The organism is Actinomadura madurae (genome assembly GCF_900115095.1).
GTDB classification, from domain to species: domain Bacteria; phylum Actinomycetota; class Actinomycetes; order Streptosporangiales; family Streptosporangiaceae; genus Spirillospora; species Spirillospora madurae.
The window spans coordinates 54831-71140 of record NZ_FOVH01000014.1 but is presented as its reverse complement, the minus strand read 5'-3'; the positions used below and the strand labels follow the sequence as shown (position 1 = coordinate 71140).

Genomic DNA, 16310 nt, shown 5'->3' with positions numbered 1-16310 from the left:
CCGCCCGCAGGACACGATCCACGGCTGGGCATTACTGCCCGAAGTTGTTGACCTGTCGTGCGTTGTCACCGACCTGCACACCCTGCGATCCGGTCACCGTGACGTTGTACTCGGCCACACGACCGTGACCGAGAAGTTCGAGAACCGCCCGGGCGGCCGCCAGAACTTCGGTGTCGCCCTCCACACCCCGATCCAGGAGTGCCCTGGCCAGCGGAGCCTCCCAGGTATCCGGGTCGTTCTGGTGTTCTGCGAGGGCGACCTCGGCGGCGCCCCCACCCGCCAGCCGTGCCGCGACCAGTTCCCGCAGTTTGCCGTAGGCGTCCCGGACGGCGTCGGCGGCGGTGTCGCCGAGACCTGCCGCCGCACCCGCGCTGAGCGCGGCGACAATGACCGTCACCGGTTCCATGCGATTTCTCCGTTCTTCGGTGCTGTCAGGGATGCCAGATCTCATGCAGCTTGGCGACCCGGCCGTCCGCCATGGTGAGTTCGAACTCGATGTTCTCCGACGTGGACGAATGCAGGGCGGCCAGCTTCGCCAACGTGACATTCAGCCCTTCGGCCGGCCCGACCTGGGGGTCCCTGGCCAGCTGGTTGATATTGATCAACGCCTTGGACGCGACCTGGACATCGACGGTCTTCGTGCTGGTGTTTCGCAAATAGATGTCGTTCGGGGCGAATTCCCGGCCGTCTTCTCGCGCGGCTTCGTGCGCAGCGGCTCCCGTCAGACGCTCGAACTCGTCGACCGTGAGCGTGCGCCTTTCCGCGTCGATGCGCCGGATGTACACGCGGTGCATGCCATCGGCCAGAGGCGCCGGCGGCGTGGAGGGCTTAGCGGTCTCCGTCGGCGCCTCTACGCGCTTGGCATCCGGAGACGGCGGGACGGTGAGCTCTTTGAGGGTCGTGGTAAGCCCGGCCGGTGTGGTGACGAACCGTGGCTTGGGCGCCTTGATCGTGGCGCCGAGCCGGGTGAGCGACCGCCGTTCGTCCTTCGGCACCTTGTAGCCGATGAAGCGGAAGTCCAGCTTCACCCCGCTCTCCTCCGCCTTCTTGCGGACCGCCTGCCGGAGTGCCGCCTGATCCTGCGCGCAGGCATCGGTGCCGCGCGAGGCCACCACGATGATCCGGTTCAATTTGCGGCCCCGGAACGGATAGTGGCCGGAGAAGTCGTCGATCGCGGCGAGGATGCCGCTTCCCAGCGTGGCTCTGCCGGACGGTTTCAGCGTGCTCACCGAGGAGCTGATTTTCCGTCCCCGTCCTGTACCGGCGTCCACGACGGAGGCAGTGTTCCTCTTGTCGCCGCAGGTACCGCCGAATCTGCGCAGGGACAACGAGTCGTCATCGGCGGAATTGTCCGCGGCGGAACCGACGGCCCTGGTGACCGCGGTGAAGTTCGCGCCGTCCTTGGGAAGCGAGGCGTCGATGAGGAACGCGGTCCGGTAGTCCGGAACGGCCCGCACCACCAGGAAGGCCAGGACACCGATCAGCAGCACCGCGGCCGTCAGCACGACCAGCAGCACCCGCGACCGGCGTCGGCGCGTTGCGCCTCCGAGCCCGTTCACGAGGTCTTCATCAGCTTCGCGCGAAGGGCGGCAAGGGCCCGATTCATGCCGTTCACCTCGTTGTTGTAGTCAGCCGCGATGTGCTGGAAGCGCGCCAGCCGCGCGTCGAGCGGAGCCCCGGAGCGTGCGGTCTTGAGCAAGTCGTCGGCCGCCGCGACCACCCGTCTTCGCTTCTCTCGCAGCGAGACGGCCCGATCGCGCACACCGCGGGCATCGGCGCCCTTGGCCCGGCCCTTCAGGTCGTCGAACCGCGGGTCGGAACCTCCGGCCGCTCGCCTGGCCCGGCCGAGCATGCCGTCGGCGACGTCCAAGCGCCCGTCGACGATCGCCTGAACGGCCGTGTTCACCTGTGTCACCGTGGCGTTGAGGGAGTCCACGATCGCCTGGGCGCCCTTGAGGACCGGTTCGGTGTTGGAGTACCAGTCCAAGGTCCGCTCAAGGTCGGAAGCGTTCTTCGCATGGACCGGCGGCGGCGCCTTGGCCGCCGCGGCGATGCGGTCGAGCCTCGCCCGCTGGGCGCCCGGCACCTGGTAACCGACCAGCCGGAACTCCAGCGACAGGCCGGCCGAGCCGATCCGCTCCCTGATCTCCTTCTCGACATAGGCGGGGTCGTCCTCGCAGGCGTCCACGCCGTGCCGGGTGACCACGATGATCCGGTTGACCTGACGGGCCTTGGCGTCGAGCGGTCTGGAGAAGTCCTCCACCGCCTCCACGATCCCGCGCACCAGTGTCGGCTCGCCCCCGGGCCGCATCCGGGCCGCGGAAGCCGTGATCGCCTGACGGTTGCCCGTCCCGAAATCGGCCAGCCTGGCCGTGTTCCCCGATTCGCCGCACTCACCACCGAACCGGCGGAGCGACAAGGCGTCGCCGTCACCGGAGTTCTCCAGCGCCTTGCCCAGCGAGGACGTCACCGCGGTGAGCTCCGCCGGGTCGGTGCTCTCGGCCGCGTCGACCAGGAACTGAGTCCGGTAGTTCGGCGCGAAACTCGGCGAGAACCAGCCGAGATAGAGCCACCCAGCGCCCACGGCCAGCGCCGAGGCGACCAGCGTCACCAGCAACGCCGACAGGGCCGCCGGGACGTCGATCCGATAGTTGTTCTCCTGGTACGCCTCGTCCCCGACGATGACTCCGTGGCTGTCCCTCACCGTCACGTGTCTCACCGATGGTGGTGAGCCGTCCCCTGGAGGAACGTCATCATCGATCACCCGTCGTCGTGCGCGCCGGTCGGCGACCGTCCCGTACGCGGCGACCCCGAGCCCGACCACCGCGACGGCCAGGCCGACCACGGTGACCGGCCTTCCAACGTCCTCCGGTCCGGCCACCGCGAAGTAGAGTGCGGTCCCTGCGAGCCCCCCGACCGTCACCAGGCCACCGCCCGATGCCATCACGCGCCGCGTCATACCGGCATCATCTTCAGGACAAGAAGATCACTATGGGTGATTCCGCAAAGACGTAGCGCTATCACCCGACCGCAAGCGGCCACAAGAAAACGGCACCGACAACGCGTGCTCTCTCCCCAATCGTGGAAGGGGCGGCCCCCTCAACCCGCTGGCAAGTTGACCCGTCACCAACGGCCCGACGTCGAACAAGCACGCGAGGCACCGATGGAATCCTTCCCCGAGCCAGCGGAACAGCGGCATGTCAACGAGATCGACGCCAGTGCTTCACCGGCCGACCAGCCGGACCAGACGGCCCTGGCAGGGACGCACAGCCAAGCGCGAGCGCCGCGCGCTTCTTCCGCCTTATCCGGTTTCACTCGCAGGTGGGGCATGTGATGATCGGCGGCATGCCGGTCGATGCGCATCTTCTCGCGATCTTCTTCGTGACCTCGGTCGTCGCCATGGTGATCCCCGGGCCCGACATGCTGTTCATCCTCGGGTGCGGGATGCGGGGCGGCGCTCGGGCGGGACTTCTCGCCACGGCGGGGGTCGCGACGAGCGAGGCGGTGCACGTCGCGGTGGCCGCGGCGGGGCTGGCCGCACTCTTCGCGGCGGTGCCGGTCGCGTTCACGGTGGTCCGGATCGTCGGTGCCGCCTATCTGATCTACCTGGGCGTCCAGACCCTGCGGCACCGCAACGACGTGGACACGGCACCGGCCGGGGTCTCCGGACGCCGGGCCTATCTCAACGGGCTGGTGACCAATCTGCTGAACCCGAAGATGGTCACCTTCACGATCGCGTTCCTGCCCCAGTTCATCGATCCGGCGCTCGGGCACGTGTGGGCGCAGTTCGCGATCCTCGGCGCCATCCTGATCGTGCTGGAGTTCCTGGTAGACGGCACGGTCGGCGTCCTCGCCGGACGCATCGGCGACTGGCTCCGCAACCGACATGCCGCCCGACGCCGACTCAACATCACCGTCGGAACCCTCTTCATCGGCCTCGGCACCCGCCTAGCCACCGAACGCTGAGCCGAGGACGCGGATCGCTGAGCGGGCCCGAAGCCCCGCTCGACCGCCGGGCGTCAGCAGGTAGGACGCCACCGCCACGCTCCTAGCACCGCTGGCGCGTACCCCGCGACGACCTCGTCCAATGGTGGGCCGCTCGCCGCGCCGAACCCATACGGGACGAGGCCGCCCCAGCCGCCACGACAGGCCCACCCTCCTGGACACCGACGCCGCCTGCGTTCCCCCGGCGTCAGCCGTACCAGACGAGAGCGCGGACGCCTCCGCCGTCGATCGCCCCGACCAGCCGACCGTCGCGCGGCGCGCCCCCGAGGAACCGTCCGGCCTGGTCCCGGTCGATCGCGCGGTCGAGATACGCACCCGGACGGGCGTCCCGCTTCGGCCGGAAGCGCTTCGGCGGCGCCGTCCTGACGTCGGACGCGGGCATGCGCGGCTGCTGTGGCGAGGGCGACAGATCCTTCGACGGCGTGCGCTTCCTCGGCGGCCTGTCGTCCAACGACCCGCGGCTCTTCGGCAACACCTCGTGAACCGCGACGCTCGGGCTCCTCGGCGCGGGCGCAATGGGCGCAGCAGTAGATCGTGCGGGGATCGAGCTCTCCGTGCGGCCGGGAGACATCTTCGGTTTACTCGGCCCGAACCGCGCGGGCAACGCCACGACCCTCAACATCCTCCGCACGCTGCTGCGACCTGGCGGGGGCGACGGGGTGCGGGCGATCCGCGCGCTGGCGGAGACCGTCGCGGTGTGGGACGCGCCCACGCGCTGCGCGGCTCCGCGGCGCCCGTCTCGGACGCAACGTCTCCTTCCACGAGGCCCGCTTCCACTGCGTGAAGCCGACCGACTGCAGCCGCCTGTCGTACAGATCCGTCCAGAACGTGGGAGCGGACGCCCCGCTCGGCGACATTGGTGCCGTACTCGACACAGACGTGCCAGCCGTCGAGAAGCGGAAAGGGCTACCAGGCGACGTCCACGGCGGCTGCGATGCCCGGCGCGCGGCGAGGCCGTCCACGCCGGGCACAACGCCTTCGCCGGGACGGCCAGCCCCACATGGGAAGCTCGGTTGCGGTGCCAGGACCGGCCATGCCCGCACCGCCCTCTATGTTCGGTCGGTTCGCGGGCTGATCGCTTGGACGGGGCAGGCGACTGCCGCGCGGTGCACGGCGTCGTCGTGCTGGGCGTCGGGTGCGGGGTCGTAGACGAGTTCGTCGTCCTCGTCCAGTTCGAAGACCTCGGGGGCCGTGAACACGCACTGGGCGTGGGTCTCGCAGACGTCCCGGTCGACGCTGATCTGCATCGTCATCCTCTCGGTGGTGGGTTGAATCGGGAGAGCCCATCCAGCCGCCACCGGAGTCCGACGCGATGGTCGAGCTGGATCACGTGGTCAATGTGGAAGTCGACGAATCGCTGGGCTCCGGGGCGATGTGCGGCCCTGTCCTCGTCCCAGTCGACCGTGGCCGTGCCGGTGAGATGGAGGGTGTGCCCGGCCGTCCAGTCGATGAAGAGCAGGGAGGCCCGAGGGTTCAAAGCGAGGTTCCCCAGGGTCATGTACATCGAGTTGCCGGTGTAGTCAGGCCAACTGACGCGGTCGGGGGCGGCGTCGAGGAAGCCGGGGGCGCCGCCGCGGTGGGAGGCGTCCACACCGAGGCCGGGCGCGCCGGTGCCGACGAAGAACGTGTCGGCCGCGCGGATCCACGCGAGCTGGGTCGCGTTCAGATCCGAGCCCTCCGTCCGCGCCGTGGGCCCGGACCGCCGCACCGCCTCGACGCTGCGGGTTTGGATGTACTTCGGGCAGTTCGAGTAGACCTGGTCGGTATGGACGAGCAGCCCTCCACGGTCCGCGGGGCGGGCCCGTCCGTTGACGCGCATGCGCCGGCGCTTCTCGGGCTCGATGGCGATCATGCCGACCTCGACGGGGGCGGTGAACGCCTCGACGAGCGGGTCGACCGCCGGAAGGGCCGCATCGATGTGCAGCGTCGACTCGTCCGGGACGCTGATGAAGCCGGGTTGGCCGACGAGCAGCGTGGTCCAGAGCGAGCCCTGATGTTCGGCCGATACGACGATCATCCTCTGGCCTGCCAGGAACCGTCCGGCCACCTCGGGGATCGTGTTCGCGACACGGGCACTGCCGTGCGCGTCGGCACGGAAGCCTGCCCGCCGCTGGACGTCCACCTCGCCTGGATGAAACATCCGGTCGATCCTCCTTTCACGTTCTGGGGAAGGGCCATCCCCGGGTTTAGAAGAAGCCGCAGGTGGGCGCCCCTAGGACGGGGGCGGTAGTGCCGTTGACGCCGGTGGCGGCGTAGATCTCAAGCCGGATGCCGTCGGGGTCGGTGAAGAAGATGCCGCCGGAGGCCGCCCCCTCGGCATGGGCGACGATGCCGTCATAGGCGAACTCGACCCCGAGCGTCTTGAGCGTCTCCTCGGCACGGCGCACGGCATCGATCGTCGGAACCTCGAACGACAAATGGTGCAGACCGGGCAGGCCGGTGGGGAAGGCACCCTCGCTCTGCTGCCACAGGGTGAGGCGCACGACGCCGTCCTCGCCCAGGAAGGCGTACTTCCGGTCGGCGTCCGAGCGGGCCAGGACTTCGAAGTCGAACAGCGCCGCGTAGAACTCGATCGACCGGTTCAAGTCCGCCACGTTCAGCGCGACGTGGCCCGTCTTGAGTGCCGGGTTACTCATAGTGACCTCCAGGTCGGCACGTGTCCCCGCCACCCCTCGAGCGGACGGCTAACGGTTAGGAGCACGCTTGCCATTAGGCTCAACCGTAGAGGTGAATCTAATGGGAAGCAAGCGCTGATACATTAGAAGGGTCAGCGACAGGCCGGACCACGCCGAGACGCGACCGAGGAGGAGACGTGACGGCCGACGAGGTGCCCGACCTCTACCCGTCCGAACCGAGACCGGTGCGCCTGATGAACACGATCTGGGCCGACAAGGGCCGGGGGCACGACGCCCTGACGACGACCGGGCGGCTGGACCAGTGGGCGCGGCAATGCGGGATCGAGACGCCCGGCCCGCTCGGCGACGGCGACCTGCTCCGGGCCCGGGAACTGCGCGACGCGCTGCGCCGGATCGCCGCGACCGCGGTGGGCGACGAACGGCCGGCCGCCCTGGTCGGCGACCTGACGATCGAGGACGCGCTGGCGACCCTGAACGGCTTCACCGCGACGTGCGTCCCCGAACTAAGGCAGGGGGACGGGCACGGGTTCCACCGGGACTGGCGGTTCGGCTCCGACGGCTTCGATCGCGAACTCGCCGTGATCGCGCTCGAAGCCGCCGACCTGTTCTCCGAGCGCCCAGAGGTCAGGCTCGGCGCCTGCTACGGGCCCGGCTGCGTGCTCTACTTCCACCGTTCGCACCCGCGGCGCGGCTGGTGCTCGGCGGGCTGCGGCAACCGAGCCAGGGTCGCCCGGCACTACCGCCGACACGCCAGCACCTGAGCCCACCTGAAGCGGGACGTCGACCCCACGCTCGCCCGCGGGACGACGCCCGCAAACGCGCCAGCCCACTTCACCGACCGCGAGAGCGTTGGCGCCCACCTCACTCGGAGCGGAACGCCGATCCCAGTTCTAGGGGCCATCGTGGCGGCGGACGTCCAGGGCGATCCCGCCGCCGGGCGCGCACCGGAGGGTGCGCGGGGCCTGCCGGACATGCGCGGGGCCTGCCGGACATGCGCGGGGCCTGCCGGACATGCGCGGGGCCTGCCGGACGTGCGCGGGGCCTGTTGGGCACGGGGCCTGTTGGGCACGGGGCCTGTTGGGCGCGGCGGTCTGGTGTGGGGTTAGGCGGTGCGGGCGCCTCGGCCGGTTGGGGAGTGGGCGCCCTGGCGGGCCTCGTTGCCGCAGTAGCGGCAGATGACCAGGGGGTTGACCGGCTCGCCGCAGGAGTGCTGCCACTGGACGGGCGGGTCGTCCGGATGCAGGTGCCGGTCGCCCCAGGCCATCAGGACCAGCAGGACGTCGCACAGCTCCACCCCGGCGGGCGTCAGGTGGTACTCGTAGCGGGCCGGGTGGTCGCTGTAGCGCTCGCGGCGGATGATGCCGTTCGCCTCCAGCTTGCGGAGCCGGGACGTGAGGATGTCGCGGGACGCCCCCGTGTTGTAGACGATCTGGTCGAAGCGCCGCACGCCGTAGCTCAGCTCCCGGATCGCCAGCAGGCTCCAGCGCTCGCCGACCAGGTCGAGGGTGTCGGCGATCGAGCATTCGCGCGGGTCGGCGTCCTTCGGCATACCGGGAAGCCTAGTCGTCAGAGCCGCTCGACGATCGTGGCGTTGGCCAGGCCGCCCGCCTCGCACATGGTCTGGAGGCCGAACCGGGCGCCGCGGTCTTCGAGAGCGTGCAGCAGCGTGGTCATGATGCGGGCGCCGCTCGCGCCGAGCGGGTGGCCGATCGCGATCGCGCCGCCGCGCACGTTGACGCGCGCCAGGTCGGCGCCGGTCTCGCGCTGCCAGGCCAGGACGACCGGAGCGAACGCCTCGTTCACCTCGAACAGGTCGATGTCGCCGAGGGTGAGGCCGCCGCGCTTCAGCACCTTCTCGGTCGCCGGGATGATCGCGGTGAGCATCAGCAGCGGGTCGTCCCCGGTCACGGCGAACGCGTGGAAGCGGGCGCGCGGGCGCAGGCCGAGGCGCTCGGCGACGTCCGCGCCCATGACCAGGACGGCGGCGGCGCCGTCGTTGATCGGGGAGGCATTGCCCGCGGTGATCCGCCAGCCGATCTCGGGGAAGCGCTCGGCGGTCCGCTCGTCGTAGTAGGCGGGCTTGAGGCGGGCGAGAATCTCCGGCGAGGTCCCGGGGCGGACGGTCTCGTCGCGCTGCCCCGTCCAGGCGACCTCCCGGTCGAACTCGCCGTTCTTCCACGCCTCGGCGGCGCGGCGGTGCGACTCGTAGGCGTAGGCGTCGAGTTCCTCGCGGGCCAGGTCCCAGCGGGCGGCGATCAGCTCGGCGCTGATGCCCTGTCCGACGAGGCCGTCGGGGTAGCGGTCGGCGAGCAGCGTCCCGAACGGGTCGCTGCCGGGCAGGACGCTCGACCCCATCGGCACCCGGGACATGGACTCGACGCCGCACGCGATCGCGATGTCGTAGGCGCCGCTCTGCACGCCCTGCGCCGCGATGTGCAGGGCCTGCTGGGACGAGCCGCACTGCCGGTCGACGGTCATGGCGGGCACGCTCTCGGGGAACCCGGCGGCGAGGACGGCCGTGCGGGTGATGTTGAGCGCCTGGTCGCCGGCCTGGGTGACGACGCCGCCGATGACGTCGTCGACCGTCGCCGGGGCGATGCCCGCGCGCTCGACCAGCGACGTCAGCGTCCGCGCCAGCAGGTCGGCCGGGTGGTCGCCGTGCAGGGCCCCGTCCGGCTTGCCCTTGCCCACCGGCGTGCGCACCGCCTCCACGATCACCGCGTCCCGCATGACCCACCTCCGTTGTGTTCTCCAACTCTCTCTCGCAGTATCCGGCTAGAAGGTTGGAAAACACAACCCACTGCGCCTAGTGAGTTGGGTAACACAACGAAGCAGAAAGAACCCGGGGGCCGCAACGCATCGCCACGCCCCCCGGGCCATCGGGCCGCTCAGCGGTAGGGGCCCATGCCGTGGTCCGTCTGTTCCTTCCGTACGTCGAAGAGCCCCTCGGCGTAGCCGCCCGGACCTGCACGATCGGACAAGCGCGCCTCCTCGGTCTCCTTGACGTCACATTCACTTCGGACACTAGCGGCGCATACCGACATAGACCCCAAACAGCATCTCAAGGGGCCGTCAAGCATCGAAGGCGTCGCCCGACCGTTTCCCGATCAGCCCTTGAACATCTCGCGCATCTTGCGGGCGGCATCGCCCGGTTTCTTCTTCTGCCCCTTCCCCGGGGCCTCCTCGGCGCTGGACGGCCGCCTCTCGCGATCGCGTTCGGTCTCCGTCTTGCCCGCGGTCTCGCCGGGCTTACCAGGCTTGTCGTTCACGACAACTCCCCCGATGTCGGTTCACTGTCGTCCCATAGGTACCCCGTTCACCCCGGGTAAAAGCGCACCTCCGGTCGTCCCACCTGGCCGTAGTGGGGCTTGCGGTAGGCGAGGCCGTTCTCCGCGAGGTACTCCAGGTAGCGGCGCGCGGTGACACGGGAGACACCGGTGAGGTCGGCGGCGGCCGCGGCGGAGAGGCCGTCGCCGGCGCGGGCCAGCACGTCCGTGACGGCCTGGAGCGTCTCGCCGCTCATGCCCTTGGGCAGCGACCGGTGGTCCGGGGTGCGGAGCGTGGCGAGCATCCCGTCCACGTCGGCCTGCCCGCTGACCTCGCCCGTCCCGACCGCCTGCTCACGGAACCGCGCATACCGGACGAGCTTGTCGCGCAGCGAGGCGAACGTGAACGGCTTGAGCAGGTACTGGACCACCCCGACCGACACGGCGGTGCGGATCACCGCGAGGTCCCGAGCGGACGTGACGGCGATGACGTCCACGTCCCGTCCCCCGGCGCGCAGCGCTCGGCAGACGGTGAGGCCGTGCGTGTCGGGCAGGTAGAAGTCCAGCAGCACGACGTCGACCGGGGTGCGCTCGCAGAACCGCAGCGCGTCCGCGCCGGAGTGGACGACCCCCGCGACCGTGAACCCGGCGACGCGTTCGACGTAGGTGCGGTGCGCCTCCGCGGCGACCGGGTCGTCCTCGACGACGAGCACCCTGATCATCGCTTGTCCCCGGGCAGCCGGACGGTGAAGACGGCGCCGGACTCGCGGCCGGCGCCGACCGCGACCTCGCCGCCGTGCCGCCGGACGGCCTGGCCGACCAGCGCGAGCCCGAGCCCGTGCCCGACCGGTCCGCCGGACGACTTGGTCGTCCAGCCGCGCCGGAACATCGCGGGCACGGCCGACGGGTCCACGCCCGGCCCGCTGTCGGACACCTCCAAGACCAGCTCCCCTTCCTCCTCGCGGGCCGCGACGACGACGCGCGGCGGCCGGTGGACGGCGCCCTCGATGGCGGCGTCCACCGCGTTGTCGATCAGGTTGCCGAGGATCGTGACCAGGTCGCGGGGCTCGATCACGGCCTCGATCACGGCGTCCTCGGCGATGACGAGCTCGACGCCGCGCTCCCCCGCCTCCGCGGACTTGCCGAGCAGCAGCGCGGCCAGCACCGGCTCGGTGACCGACCCGACGACCCGGTCGGTGAGCCGCTGCGCGGTCTCCAGCTCGGCGGTCGCGAACTCCACGGCCTGCTCCGGACGGCCCAGCTCCACGAGCGACACCACCGTGTGCAGCCGGTTCGCCGCCTCATGCGCCTGCGAGCGCAGCGACTCGGCGAACCCGCGCACCGTGTCCAGCTCCCCCGTCAACCCCTGCAACTCCGTGTGGTCGCGAAGCGTGACGACATTCCCCATCGCCCGGTCCCGCGACCTGACGGGCGAGGTGTTCACGACGAGCACCCGCGTGTCGCCCACGTGAATCTCGTCCGACCGCGGCTCCGCCGACATCAGGGTCGCCACGAGCTCCTCCGGCAACCCCAACTCGGTCACCAACCGCCCCTGCACATCACCCGCGGCCACAACCCCCCGCGTCCTCCCTTCAACCCGCTCCGAACGACCCCCCACACGCCCCTTCGCAACGCTGTCAGCCCCACGCACCACACCACGCCGTTCCACCGGCTCCCCGCCTGGGTTCGCGGCGGCCCCAGTTCCGTACGGCACATCACGCCGTTCTGCAGGCTCCACGCCGGGCTCTGCGGCGGTCTTCGTCCCACGCAGCGCGCCGCTCTTTTTCACTGGCCCCTCGGTCGGGTTCGTGGGGGCCTTCGTCGCGGGTGCTGTAGCGCGCCGTTTCGCAGGCGTCGCGCTCGCGGGTGCGGTGGGGTTTGCGGGGTGGGGGGTTAGGTCCAGGAGGTCGCGGGCGGCGTCGTTGCAGAGGACTACTCGGCCCGTGCGGTCGAGGATGAGGAGGCCCTCGCGGACGGCGTGCAGGATGGCCTCGTAGTAGTCGAACATCTGGCGCAGCTCGTCCGGGGCGACGCCGCGGGTCTGGCGGCGGAGGCGGGCGGAGACGAGGTAGCTGCCCGCCATGCCGACGGCGAGGACGACGGCGGCGACGACGGCGAGGGAGATCAGGCGCTGGCGCAGTTCAGCGGAGATCGCCCGGATGGTGATGCCGACCGAGACCAGTGCGACGACGCGGCCGTCCTCGCCGAAGACGGGGGCCACGGCGCGGACGGACGGGCCGAGCGTGCCGGTGTAGGTCTCGGAGAACGTGCGGCCGGCGACGGCGGGGGCGGTGTTGCCGACGAACGTGCCGCCGATCCGGGACGGGTTCGGGTGGGTGTAGCGGATCCCGGCCGGGGTCATGATCGTGATGAAGTCGACGCCGGTGTCGTGGCGGACGCGCTCGGCGTACGGCTGCAGCAGCCGGCTCGGCTGTGGGGTCGCGAGCGCGGCCTGCACGTTCTGCGAGTCGGCGATGCTGGACGCGAGCGCCGTCACCGTCTGGCGGGCGGTGTCGTCGGCGGCGCGGCCGGAGTCCAGGTACGCCAGGATGGCGCCGGCCGCCACGAGCAGCCCGACGATCGCGGCCTGCAGCACGAGCAACTGCCGCGCCAGGCTCCAGCGGCCCGGCATCGCCCATCGGGGACGCCGCATCTGCCCTCTCTCCGTTCGGACACCACCGTGAACGAAATGTACACAAGGGTGACCCCCGTCACAGAACCGCGCATAGTCACGGGTGCAGCACACCCCACCCCCCGCCGACCCATCGCCTGACCTGCGAGCCTTACCGAACTCGGGCGCCCATCGTGTGCCTGCGCCGGCCCCAGCGGCGCAGGGGCGCCCGACGGGGCGGCGGTCGCCCCGGCCGGGACCCGTGCCTCACCGGTCCCGGCCGGGCGCCGCCCTCGCGGACGGGCGCCGTTCCGGTGGACGGAAGGAGACCCCGTGTCCGACACCGCCGACGCCCGTCCGAAGAAGGACCGCGTCCACTACCTCTACCTCGCCGTGGTCGCCGCGGTGGTCGCCGGCGCCGCCGTCGGGCTGGTCGCCCCGGACTTCGCGCAGGAGCTGAAGCCGGTCGGCACCGCGTTCGTGAACCTGATCAAGATGATGATCTCACCGATCATCTTCTGCACGATCGTGCTCGGCATCGGGTCGGTGACCAAGGCGGCGAAGGTGGGCAAGGTCGGCCTGGTCACCATCGTCTACTTCATGGTGATGTCGACGTTCGCGCTCGCGATCGGGCTCGCGGTCGGCAACGTCCTGCACCCGGGCGACGGCCTGCACCTGGATCCGTCGTCGGTCGCCGAGGCCAAGGAGCAGGCCGAGGGCGGCGAGGGCACCACCGACTTCCTGCTCGGCATCATCCCGTCCACGCTGGTGTCGGCGCTGACGGAGGGGCAGGTGCTGCAGGCGCTGCTGGTCGCGCTGCTCACCGGGTTCGCGCTGCAGGGGCTCGGCCCGGCGGGCGCGCCGATCCTGCGGGGCATCGAGCATCTGCAGCGGCTGGTCTTCCGCATCCTCTGGATGATCATGTGGGCGGCGCCGGTCGGCGCGTTCGGCGCGATCGCCGCGGTGGTCGGCTCCAGCGGCTGGGACGCGCTGAAGAGCCTCGCGGTGATCATGCTGGGGTTCTACGCCACGTGCGTGGTGTTCGTGTTCGTGGTGCTCGGCGCGATGCTGTGGGCGGTCAGCCGGATCAGCGTGTTCGCGCTGCTGCGCTACCTGGCCCGCGAGTTCCTGCTGATCCTGTCGACGTCGTCGTCGGAGTCGGCGCTGCCGCGGCTGATCGCCAAGATGGAGCACTTCGGGGTGAGCCGCCCGGTCGTCGGCATCACCGTCCCGACCGGGTACTCCTTCAACCTGGACGGCACCGCGATCTACCTGACGATGGCGACGCTGTTCATCGCGTCCGCGCAGGACCAGCCGATGTCGATCGGCGCGCAGATCCCGCTGCTGCTCTTCATGATCGTCGCGTCGAAGGGCGCCGCGGGCGTGACCGGCGCGGGCCTGGCCACCCTCGCCGGCGGGCTCCAGTCGCACAAGCCCGCACTGGTGGACGGCGTAGGCTTCATCGTCGGCATCGACCGGTTCATGTCCGAGGCCCGCGCCCTGACCAACTTCGCCGGCAACGCGGTCGCCACGGTGGTGATCGGGACGTGGACGAAGGAGTTCGACGCCGAGCAGGCCAGCCGCGTCCTGTCCGGCGAGGACCCCTTCAACGAGGCCACCATGCTGGACGACCACCACGGCCCGGCCGAGAAGCCGGTGCCCGAGCCGCGGCCCGCCGCCACCGTCGTGGACGGCGCCCGGGCCTGACGGGCCGGCCGTCCAGCGCCGGCGCACGCACCCCGCTCCCGGCGCTGGGCGGCCTCCGCCGTCCGGCGCCGGACGGGTCTCACGCGGGAGGGACCAGCACGCCCGGGTTGAGGATGCCGGCCGGGTCGAGGGCGGCCTTGGCCGCGGTGAGCGCGGCGGCGAACGGGCCGGGACGCTGCCGGTCGTACCAGGGCCGGTGGTCCCGGCCGACGGCGTGGTGGTGGGTGATCGTGCCGCCGCTCGCCGCGATCGCCTCGGACACGGCGGTCTTGATCTCGTCCCACTGGGCGACGGTGGAGCCCCAGCGGCCGGGCGCGTAGACACCGAAGTAGGGCGCCGGGCCGTCCGGGTAGACGTGGGTGAACCGGCAGGTGACGACGCCGTCCCCGGCGACCTCGCGGATCGCCCGCCGGGCCGCCCCGGTGACCGCGCGGTGCAGCTCCTCGAACCGGTTCCAGGTGCAGGCCGTCTCGAACGTCTCGACGATCATCGAGTGCCGGGCCAGCGCGTCCCGCTGGTAGGGCATCCGCAGGAACGACGCCCGCCAGGTGTCGCCGGCGCCCTCCCCCGCGGACTCCTCGGGCGCCTCGCCGCCGTGGTCGCGGCACAGGTCGAGGGCCTGGTCCAGCGACGCGCGCACCGGCGGGCCGACTGACTCGAAGCCGAGCAGCAGCAGGCCGCCGCCGACCCCGGCACCGGTGTTGATCAGCGCTTCGGCGGCGTCGAGCAGCCGGCAGTTCGCCGGGTTCAGCCCGCTCTGCGCGACCGCCCGGGTGGCCGCCACCGCGGCGCCGTAGTCCGCGAACCGGACGGCCGCCTTCGCCCGCCGGGTGGGACGCTCCTGGACCCGCATCCACGCCTCGGTGATGATCCCCAGGGTGCCCTCGCTGCCGAGGAAGAGCCCGTCCGGGGACGGCCCGGCGCCGGAGCCCGGCAGCCGCCGCGACTCGCCGGTCCCGCTCGGCGTGACCACGCGCATCGACTCGACGAGGTCGTCGATGTGCGTGTAGAGGGTCGCGTAGTGGCCGCCGGACCGGGTCGCCAGCCAGCCGCCGAGCGTGGAGAACTCGAACGACTGCGGGAAGTGCCGGAGCGTCAGCCCGTGCGGCCGGAGCCCCTCTTCCAGCCGCGGGCCGAACACGCCCGCCTGGACGCGCGCCGCGCGGCTCACCGGGTCGATCTCCAGGATCCGGTCCAGCCGGGCGAGGTCGACGGTGACCGCGGGCCCGTCGAACCGCGGCTCGACGCCGCCGACCACCGAGCTGCCGCCGCCGTAGGGGATGACGGCGATGCCGGCGGCGCCGCACCAGTCGAGCAGGTCGACCAGGTCGCGCTCGTCCCGCGGCCGGGCGACGAGGTCCGGCACGTGCCGCAGGTCTCCGTGCAGGTTGCGGACGACGTCCCGGAACGCCTTGCCGTGCGCGTGCGCGGCCCGGTCCTCCGGATCCGCCGAGCAGAGGCCGGCGAGCGCGTCCGGCGCCCGGACGCGCGGATCCGACAGCCCGAGCTCGCCGATCCCGGGAGGTTCGTGGCCGGTCAGCTCGCCGGACGTCAGCGCCCGGACCCGGGACAGCAGCGCGTCGAGCTCCGCCCCGCGCACCGCGTCCTCGACCGAGCCCCATCCCCACCACGACCGCACCATCCCGGCTCCCTCCTCCGCCCCGGGCCATTGTCCCCGGCGCCGGCCGACAGCATCACCGGGCGGCCACGGACACCCGTCCGGGCCTCCAAGCGCCCTCCCTCGCCGCCGCGCCCACGAATGTTGAGCGGGCGCTGATACCAGCCGGACGAGCGCGGACACCGACCGATCGGGCACGGATGCCCGCCGGGCGAACACAGGTGCCTCCTGGACGGGCACAGATGCCCAGCAGGGCGAGCACGGACACCAGCCGGACGGGGACGGACACCGGCGGCATGCACGGATACCGGCCGGACGGGCGCGGAAACCGACCGATCGGGCGCGGATGCCCGCTGGGCGGGCACAGGTGCCTCCTGGACGGGCCCAGATGCCCTGCGGGCGGGCACGAAGACCGGCCGAGCTGGCTCGGGGACACCAGCCGGACGGGCACGGACACCCGCCGGGTG

Annotated in this window: 16 protein-coding genes; 3 read left to right on the top strand and 13 right to left on the bottom strand. The window is 71.5% G+C overall.

The window, feature by feature from the left end:
- Positions 1-31 precede the first annotated feature (31 nt).
- The 3 genes from BM339_RS32695 to BM339_RS32685 are packed head-to-tail and all read right to left on the bottom strand — an operon-like array spanning position 32 to position 2959.
- Positions 32-406 carry a hypothetical protein gene (locus BM339_RS32695; protein ID WP_021594852.1) on the bottom strand — a complete coding sequence of 125 codons (375 nt, stop codon included), beginning with the start codon at positions 404-406 and terminating at the stop codon, positions 32-34.
- Between the two features lie 25 nt (positions 407-431).
- A complete protein-coding gene (locus tag BM339_RS32690; protein ID WP_143118701.1) occupies positions 432-1517 on the bottom strand; it encodes a vWA domain-containing protein in 1086 nt (361 codons plus the stop codon).
- A gap of 38 nt (positions 1518-1555) precedes the next feature.
- Positions 1556-2959 (bottom strand): hypothetical protein, encoded by a 1404-nt coding sequence (locus BM339_RS32685; RefSeq protein ID WP_075023361.1) that lies wholly within the window; start codon positions 2957-2959, stop codon positions 1556-1558.
- A 386-nt stretch (positions 2960-3345) separates the two neighbouring features.
- Between BM339_RS32685 and BM339_RS32680 the strand changes: the two genes are divergently transcribed.
- Positions 3346-3966 carry a LysE family translocator gene (locus BM339_RS32680; protein WP_024935453.1) on the top strand — a complete coding sequence of 207 codons (621 nt, stop codon included), beginning with the start codon at positions 3346-3348 and terminating at the stop codon, positions 3964-3966.
- Between the two features lie 226 nt (positions 3967-4192).
- Here BM339_RS32680 and BM339_RS32675 read toward each other — a convergent pair whose 3' ends face one another.
- The 4 genes from BM339_RS32675 to BM339_RS32660 form a co-directional block, all read right to left on the bottom strand.
- Positions 4193-4387, bottom strand: a complete 195-nt coding sequence (locus BM339_RS32675; RefSeq protein ID WP_075023360.1) for a hypothetical protein — start codon at positions 4385-4387, stop codon at positions 4193-4195.
- 667 nt (positions 4388-5054) lie between these two features.
- The gene (locus BM339_RS32670) at positions 5055-5258 is read right to left on the bottom strand and encodes a ferredoxin (protein ID WP_021594856.1); all 204 of its coding nucleotides are present in this window, start codon (positions 5256-5258) and stop codon (positions 5055-5057) included.
- Positions 5255-6145: a pyridoxamine 5'-phosphate oxidase family protein gene (locus BM339_RS32665; protein ID WP_075023359.1), complete on the bottom strand. Its 891-nt coding sequence runs from the start codon at positions 6143-6145 to the stop codon at positions 5255-5257. The genes BM339_RS32670 and BM339_RS32665 overlap by 4 nt, the downstream gene beginning before the upstream one ends.
- A 46-nt stretch (positions 6146-6191) precedes the next feature.
- Positions 6192-6641 carry a VOC family protein gene (locus tag BM339_RS32660; RefSeq protein ID WP_075023358.1) on the bottom strand — a complete coding sequence of 150 codons (450 nt, stop codon included), beginning with the start codon at positions 6639-6641 and terminating at the stop codon, positions 6192-6194.
- A gap of 176 nt (positions 6642-6817) precedes the next feature.
- Between BM339_RS32660 and BM339_RS32655 the strand changes: the two genes are divergently transcribed.
- Complete coding sequence (locus tag BM339_RS32655; RefSeq protein WP_083598242.1) at positions 6818-7402, top strand: CGNR zinc finger domain-containing protein; 585 nt, start codon at positions 6818-6820, stop codon at positions 7400-7402.
- 341 nt (positions 7403-7743) lie between these two features.
- Here the strand turns inward: BM339_RS32655 and BM339_RS32650 are convergent, their stop codons facing one another.
- The 5 genes from BM339_RS32650 to BM339_RS50900 form a co-directional block, all read right to left on the bottom strand.
- Positions 7744-8190 (bottom strand): winged helix-turn-helix transcriptional regulator, encoded by a 447-nt coding sequence (locus BM339_RS32650; RefSeq protein ID WP_021594860.1) that lies wholly within the window; start codon positions 8188-8190, stop codon positions 7744-7746.
- A 17-nt stretch (positions 8191-8207) separates the two neighbouring features.
- Positions 8208-9371 carry a thiolase family protein gene (locus tag BM339_RS32645; RefSeq protein WP_075023357.1) on the bottom strand — a complete coding sequence of 388 codons (1164 nt, stop codon included), beginning with the start codon at positions 9369-9371 and terminating at the stop codon, positions 8208-8210.
- Positions 9372-9748: 377 nt separating this feature from the next.
- Complete coding sequence (locus BM339_RS50240) at positions 9749-9910, bottom strand: hypothetical protein (RefSeq protein ID WP_021594862.1); 162 nt, start codon at positions 9908-9910, stop codon at positions 9749-9751.
- A gap of 47 nt (positions 9911-9957) precedes the next feature.
- Positions 9958-10629 carry a response regulator gene (locus tag BM339_RS32640; protein WP_075023356.1) on the bottom strand — a complete coding sequence of 224 codons (672 nt, stop codon included), beginning with the start codon at positions 10627-10629 and terminating at the stop codon, positions 9958-9960.
- Positions 10626-12560, bottom strand: coding sequence for a sensor histidine kinase (locus BM339_RS50900; protein ID WP_218163817.1), 1935 nt, complete (start codon positions 12558-12560; stop codon positions 10626-10628). The genes BM339_RS32640 and BM339_RS50900 overlap by 4 nt, the downstream gene beginning before the upstream one ends.
- A gap of 291 nt (positions 12561-12851) precedes the next feature.
- On the opposite strand from BM339_RS50900, the gene BM339_RS32620 reads away from it, so the two are divergent.
- On the top strand, positions 12852-14225 hold the full coding sequence (locus tag BM339_RS32620; RefSeq protein ID WP_075023355.1) for a cation:dicarboxylate symporter family transporter: 1374 nt from the start codon (positions 12852-12854) through the stop codon (positions 14223-14225).
- Positions 14226-14304: 79 nt separating this feature from the next.
- Here the strand turns inward: BM339_RS32620 and BM339_RS32615 are convergent, their stop codons facing one another.
- Positions 14305-15867 carry an FAD-binding oxidoreductase gene (locus BM339_RS32615; protein WP_075023354.1) on the bottom strand — a complete coding sequence of 521 codons (1563 nt, stop codon included), beginning with the start codon at positions 15865-15867 and terminating at the stop codon, positions 14305-14307.
- Positions 15868-16310 lie beyond the last annotated feature (443 nt).

Bases quoted from the DNA above. Each gene is read 5' to 3' on its own strand.
- BM339_RS32615 (WP_075023354.1), bottom strand. From the start codon at position 15,867: ATGGTGCGGTCGTGGTGGGGATGGGGCTCGGTCGAGGACGCGGTGCGC.
- BM339_RS32665 (WP_075023359.1), bottom strand. From the start codon at position 6,145: ATGTTTCATCCAGGCGAGGTGGACGTCCAGCGGCGGGCAGGCTTCCGT.
- BM339_RS32650 (WP_021594860.1), bottom strand. From the start codon at position 8,190: ATGCCGAAGGACGCCGACCCGCGCGAATGCTCGATCGCCGACACCCTC.
- BM339_RS32640 (WP_075023356.1), bottom strand. From the start codon at position 10,629: ATGATCAGGGTGCTCGTCGTCGAGGACGACCCGGTCGCCGCGGAGGCG.
- BM339_RS32670 (WP_021594856.1), bottom strand. From the start codon at position 5,258: ATGACGATGCAGATCAGCGTCGACCGGGACGTCTGCGAGACCCACGCC.
- BM339_RS50900 (WP_218163817.1), bottom strand. From the start codon at position 12,560: ATGCGGCGTCCCCGATGGGCGATGCCGGGCCGCTGGAGCCTGGCGCGG.
- BM339_RS32675 (WP_075023360.1), bottom strand. From the start codon at position 4,387: ATGCCCGCGTCCGACGTCAGGACGGCGCCGCCGAAGCGCTTCCGGCCG.
- BM339_RS32680 (WP_024935453.1), top strand. From the start codon at position 3,346: ATGCCGGTCGATGCGCATCTTCTCGCGATCTTCTTCGTGACCTCGGTC.
- BM339_RS32645 (WP_075023357.1), bottom strand. From the start codon at position 9,371: ATGCGGGACGCGGTGATCGTGGAGGCGGTGCGCACGCCGGTGGGCAAG.
- BM339_RS32695 (WP_021594852.1), bottom strand. From the start codon at position 406: ATGGAACCGGTGACGGTCATTGTCGCCGCGCTCAGCGCGGGTGCGGCG.
- BM339_RS32660 (WP_075023358.1), bottom strand. From the start codon at position 6,641: ATGAGTAACCCGGCACTCAAGACGGGCCACGTCGCGCTGAACGTGGCG.
- BM339_RS32685 (WP_075023361.1), bottom strand. From the start codon at position 2,959: ATGACGCGGCGCGTGATGGCATCGGGCGGTGGCCTGGTGACGGTCGGG.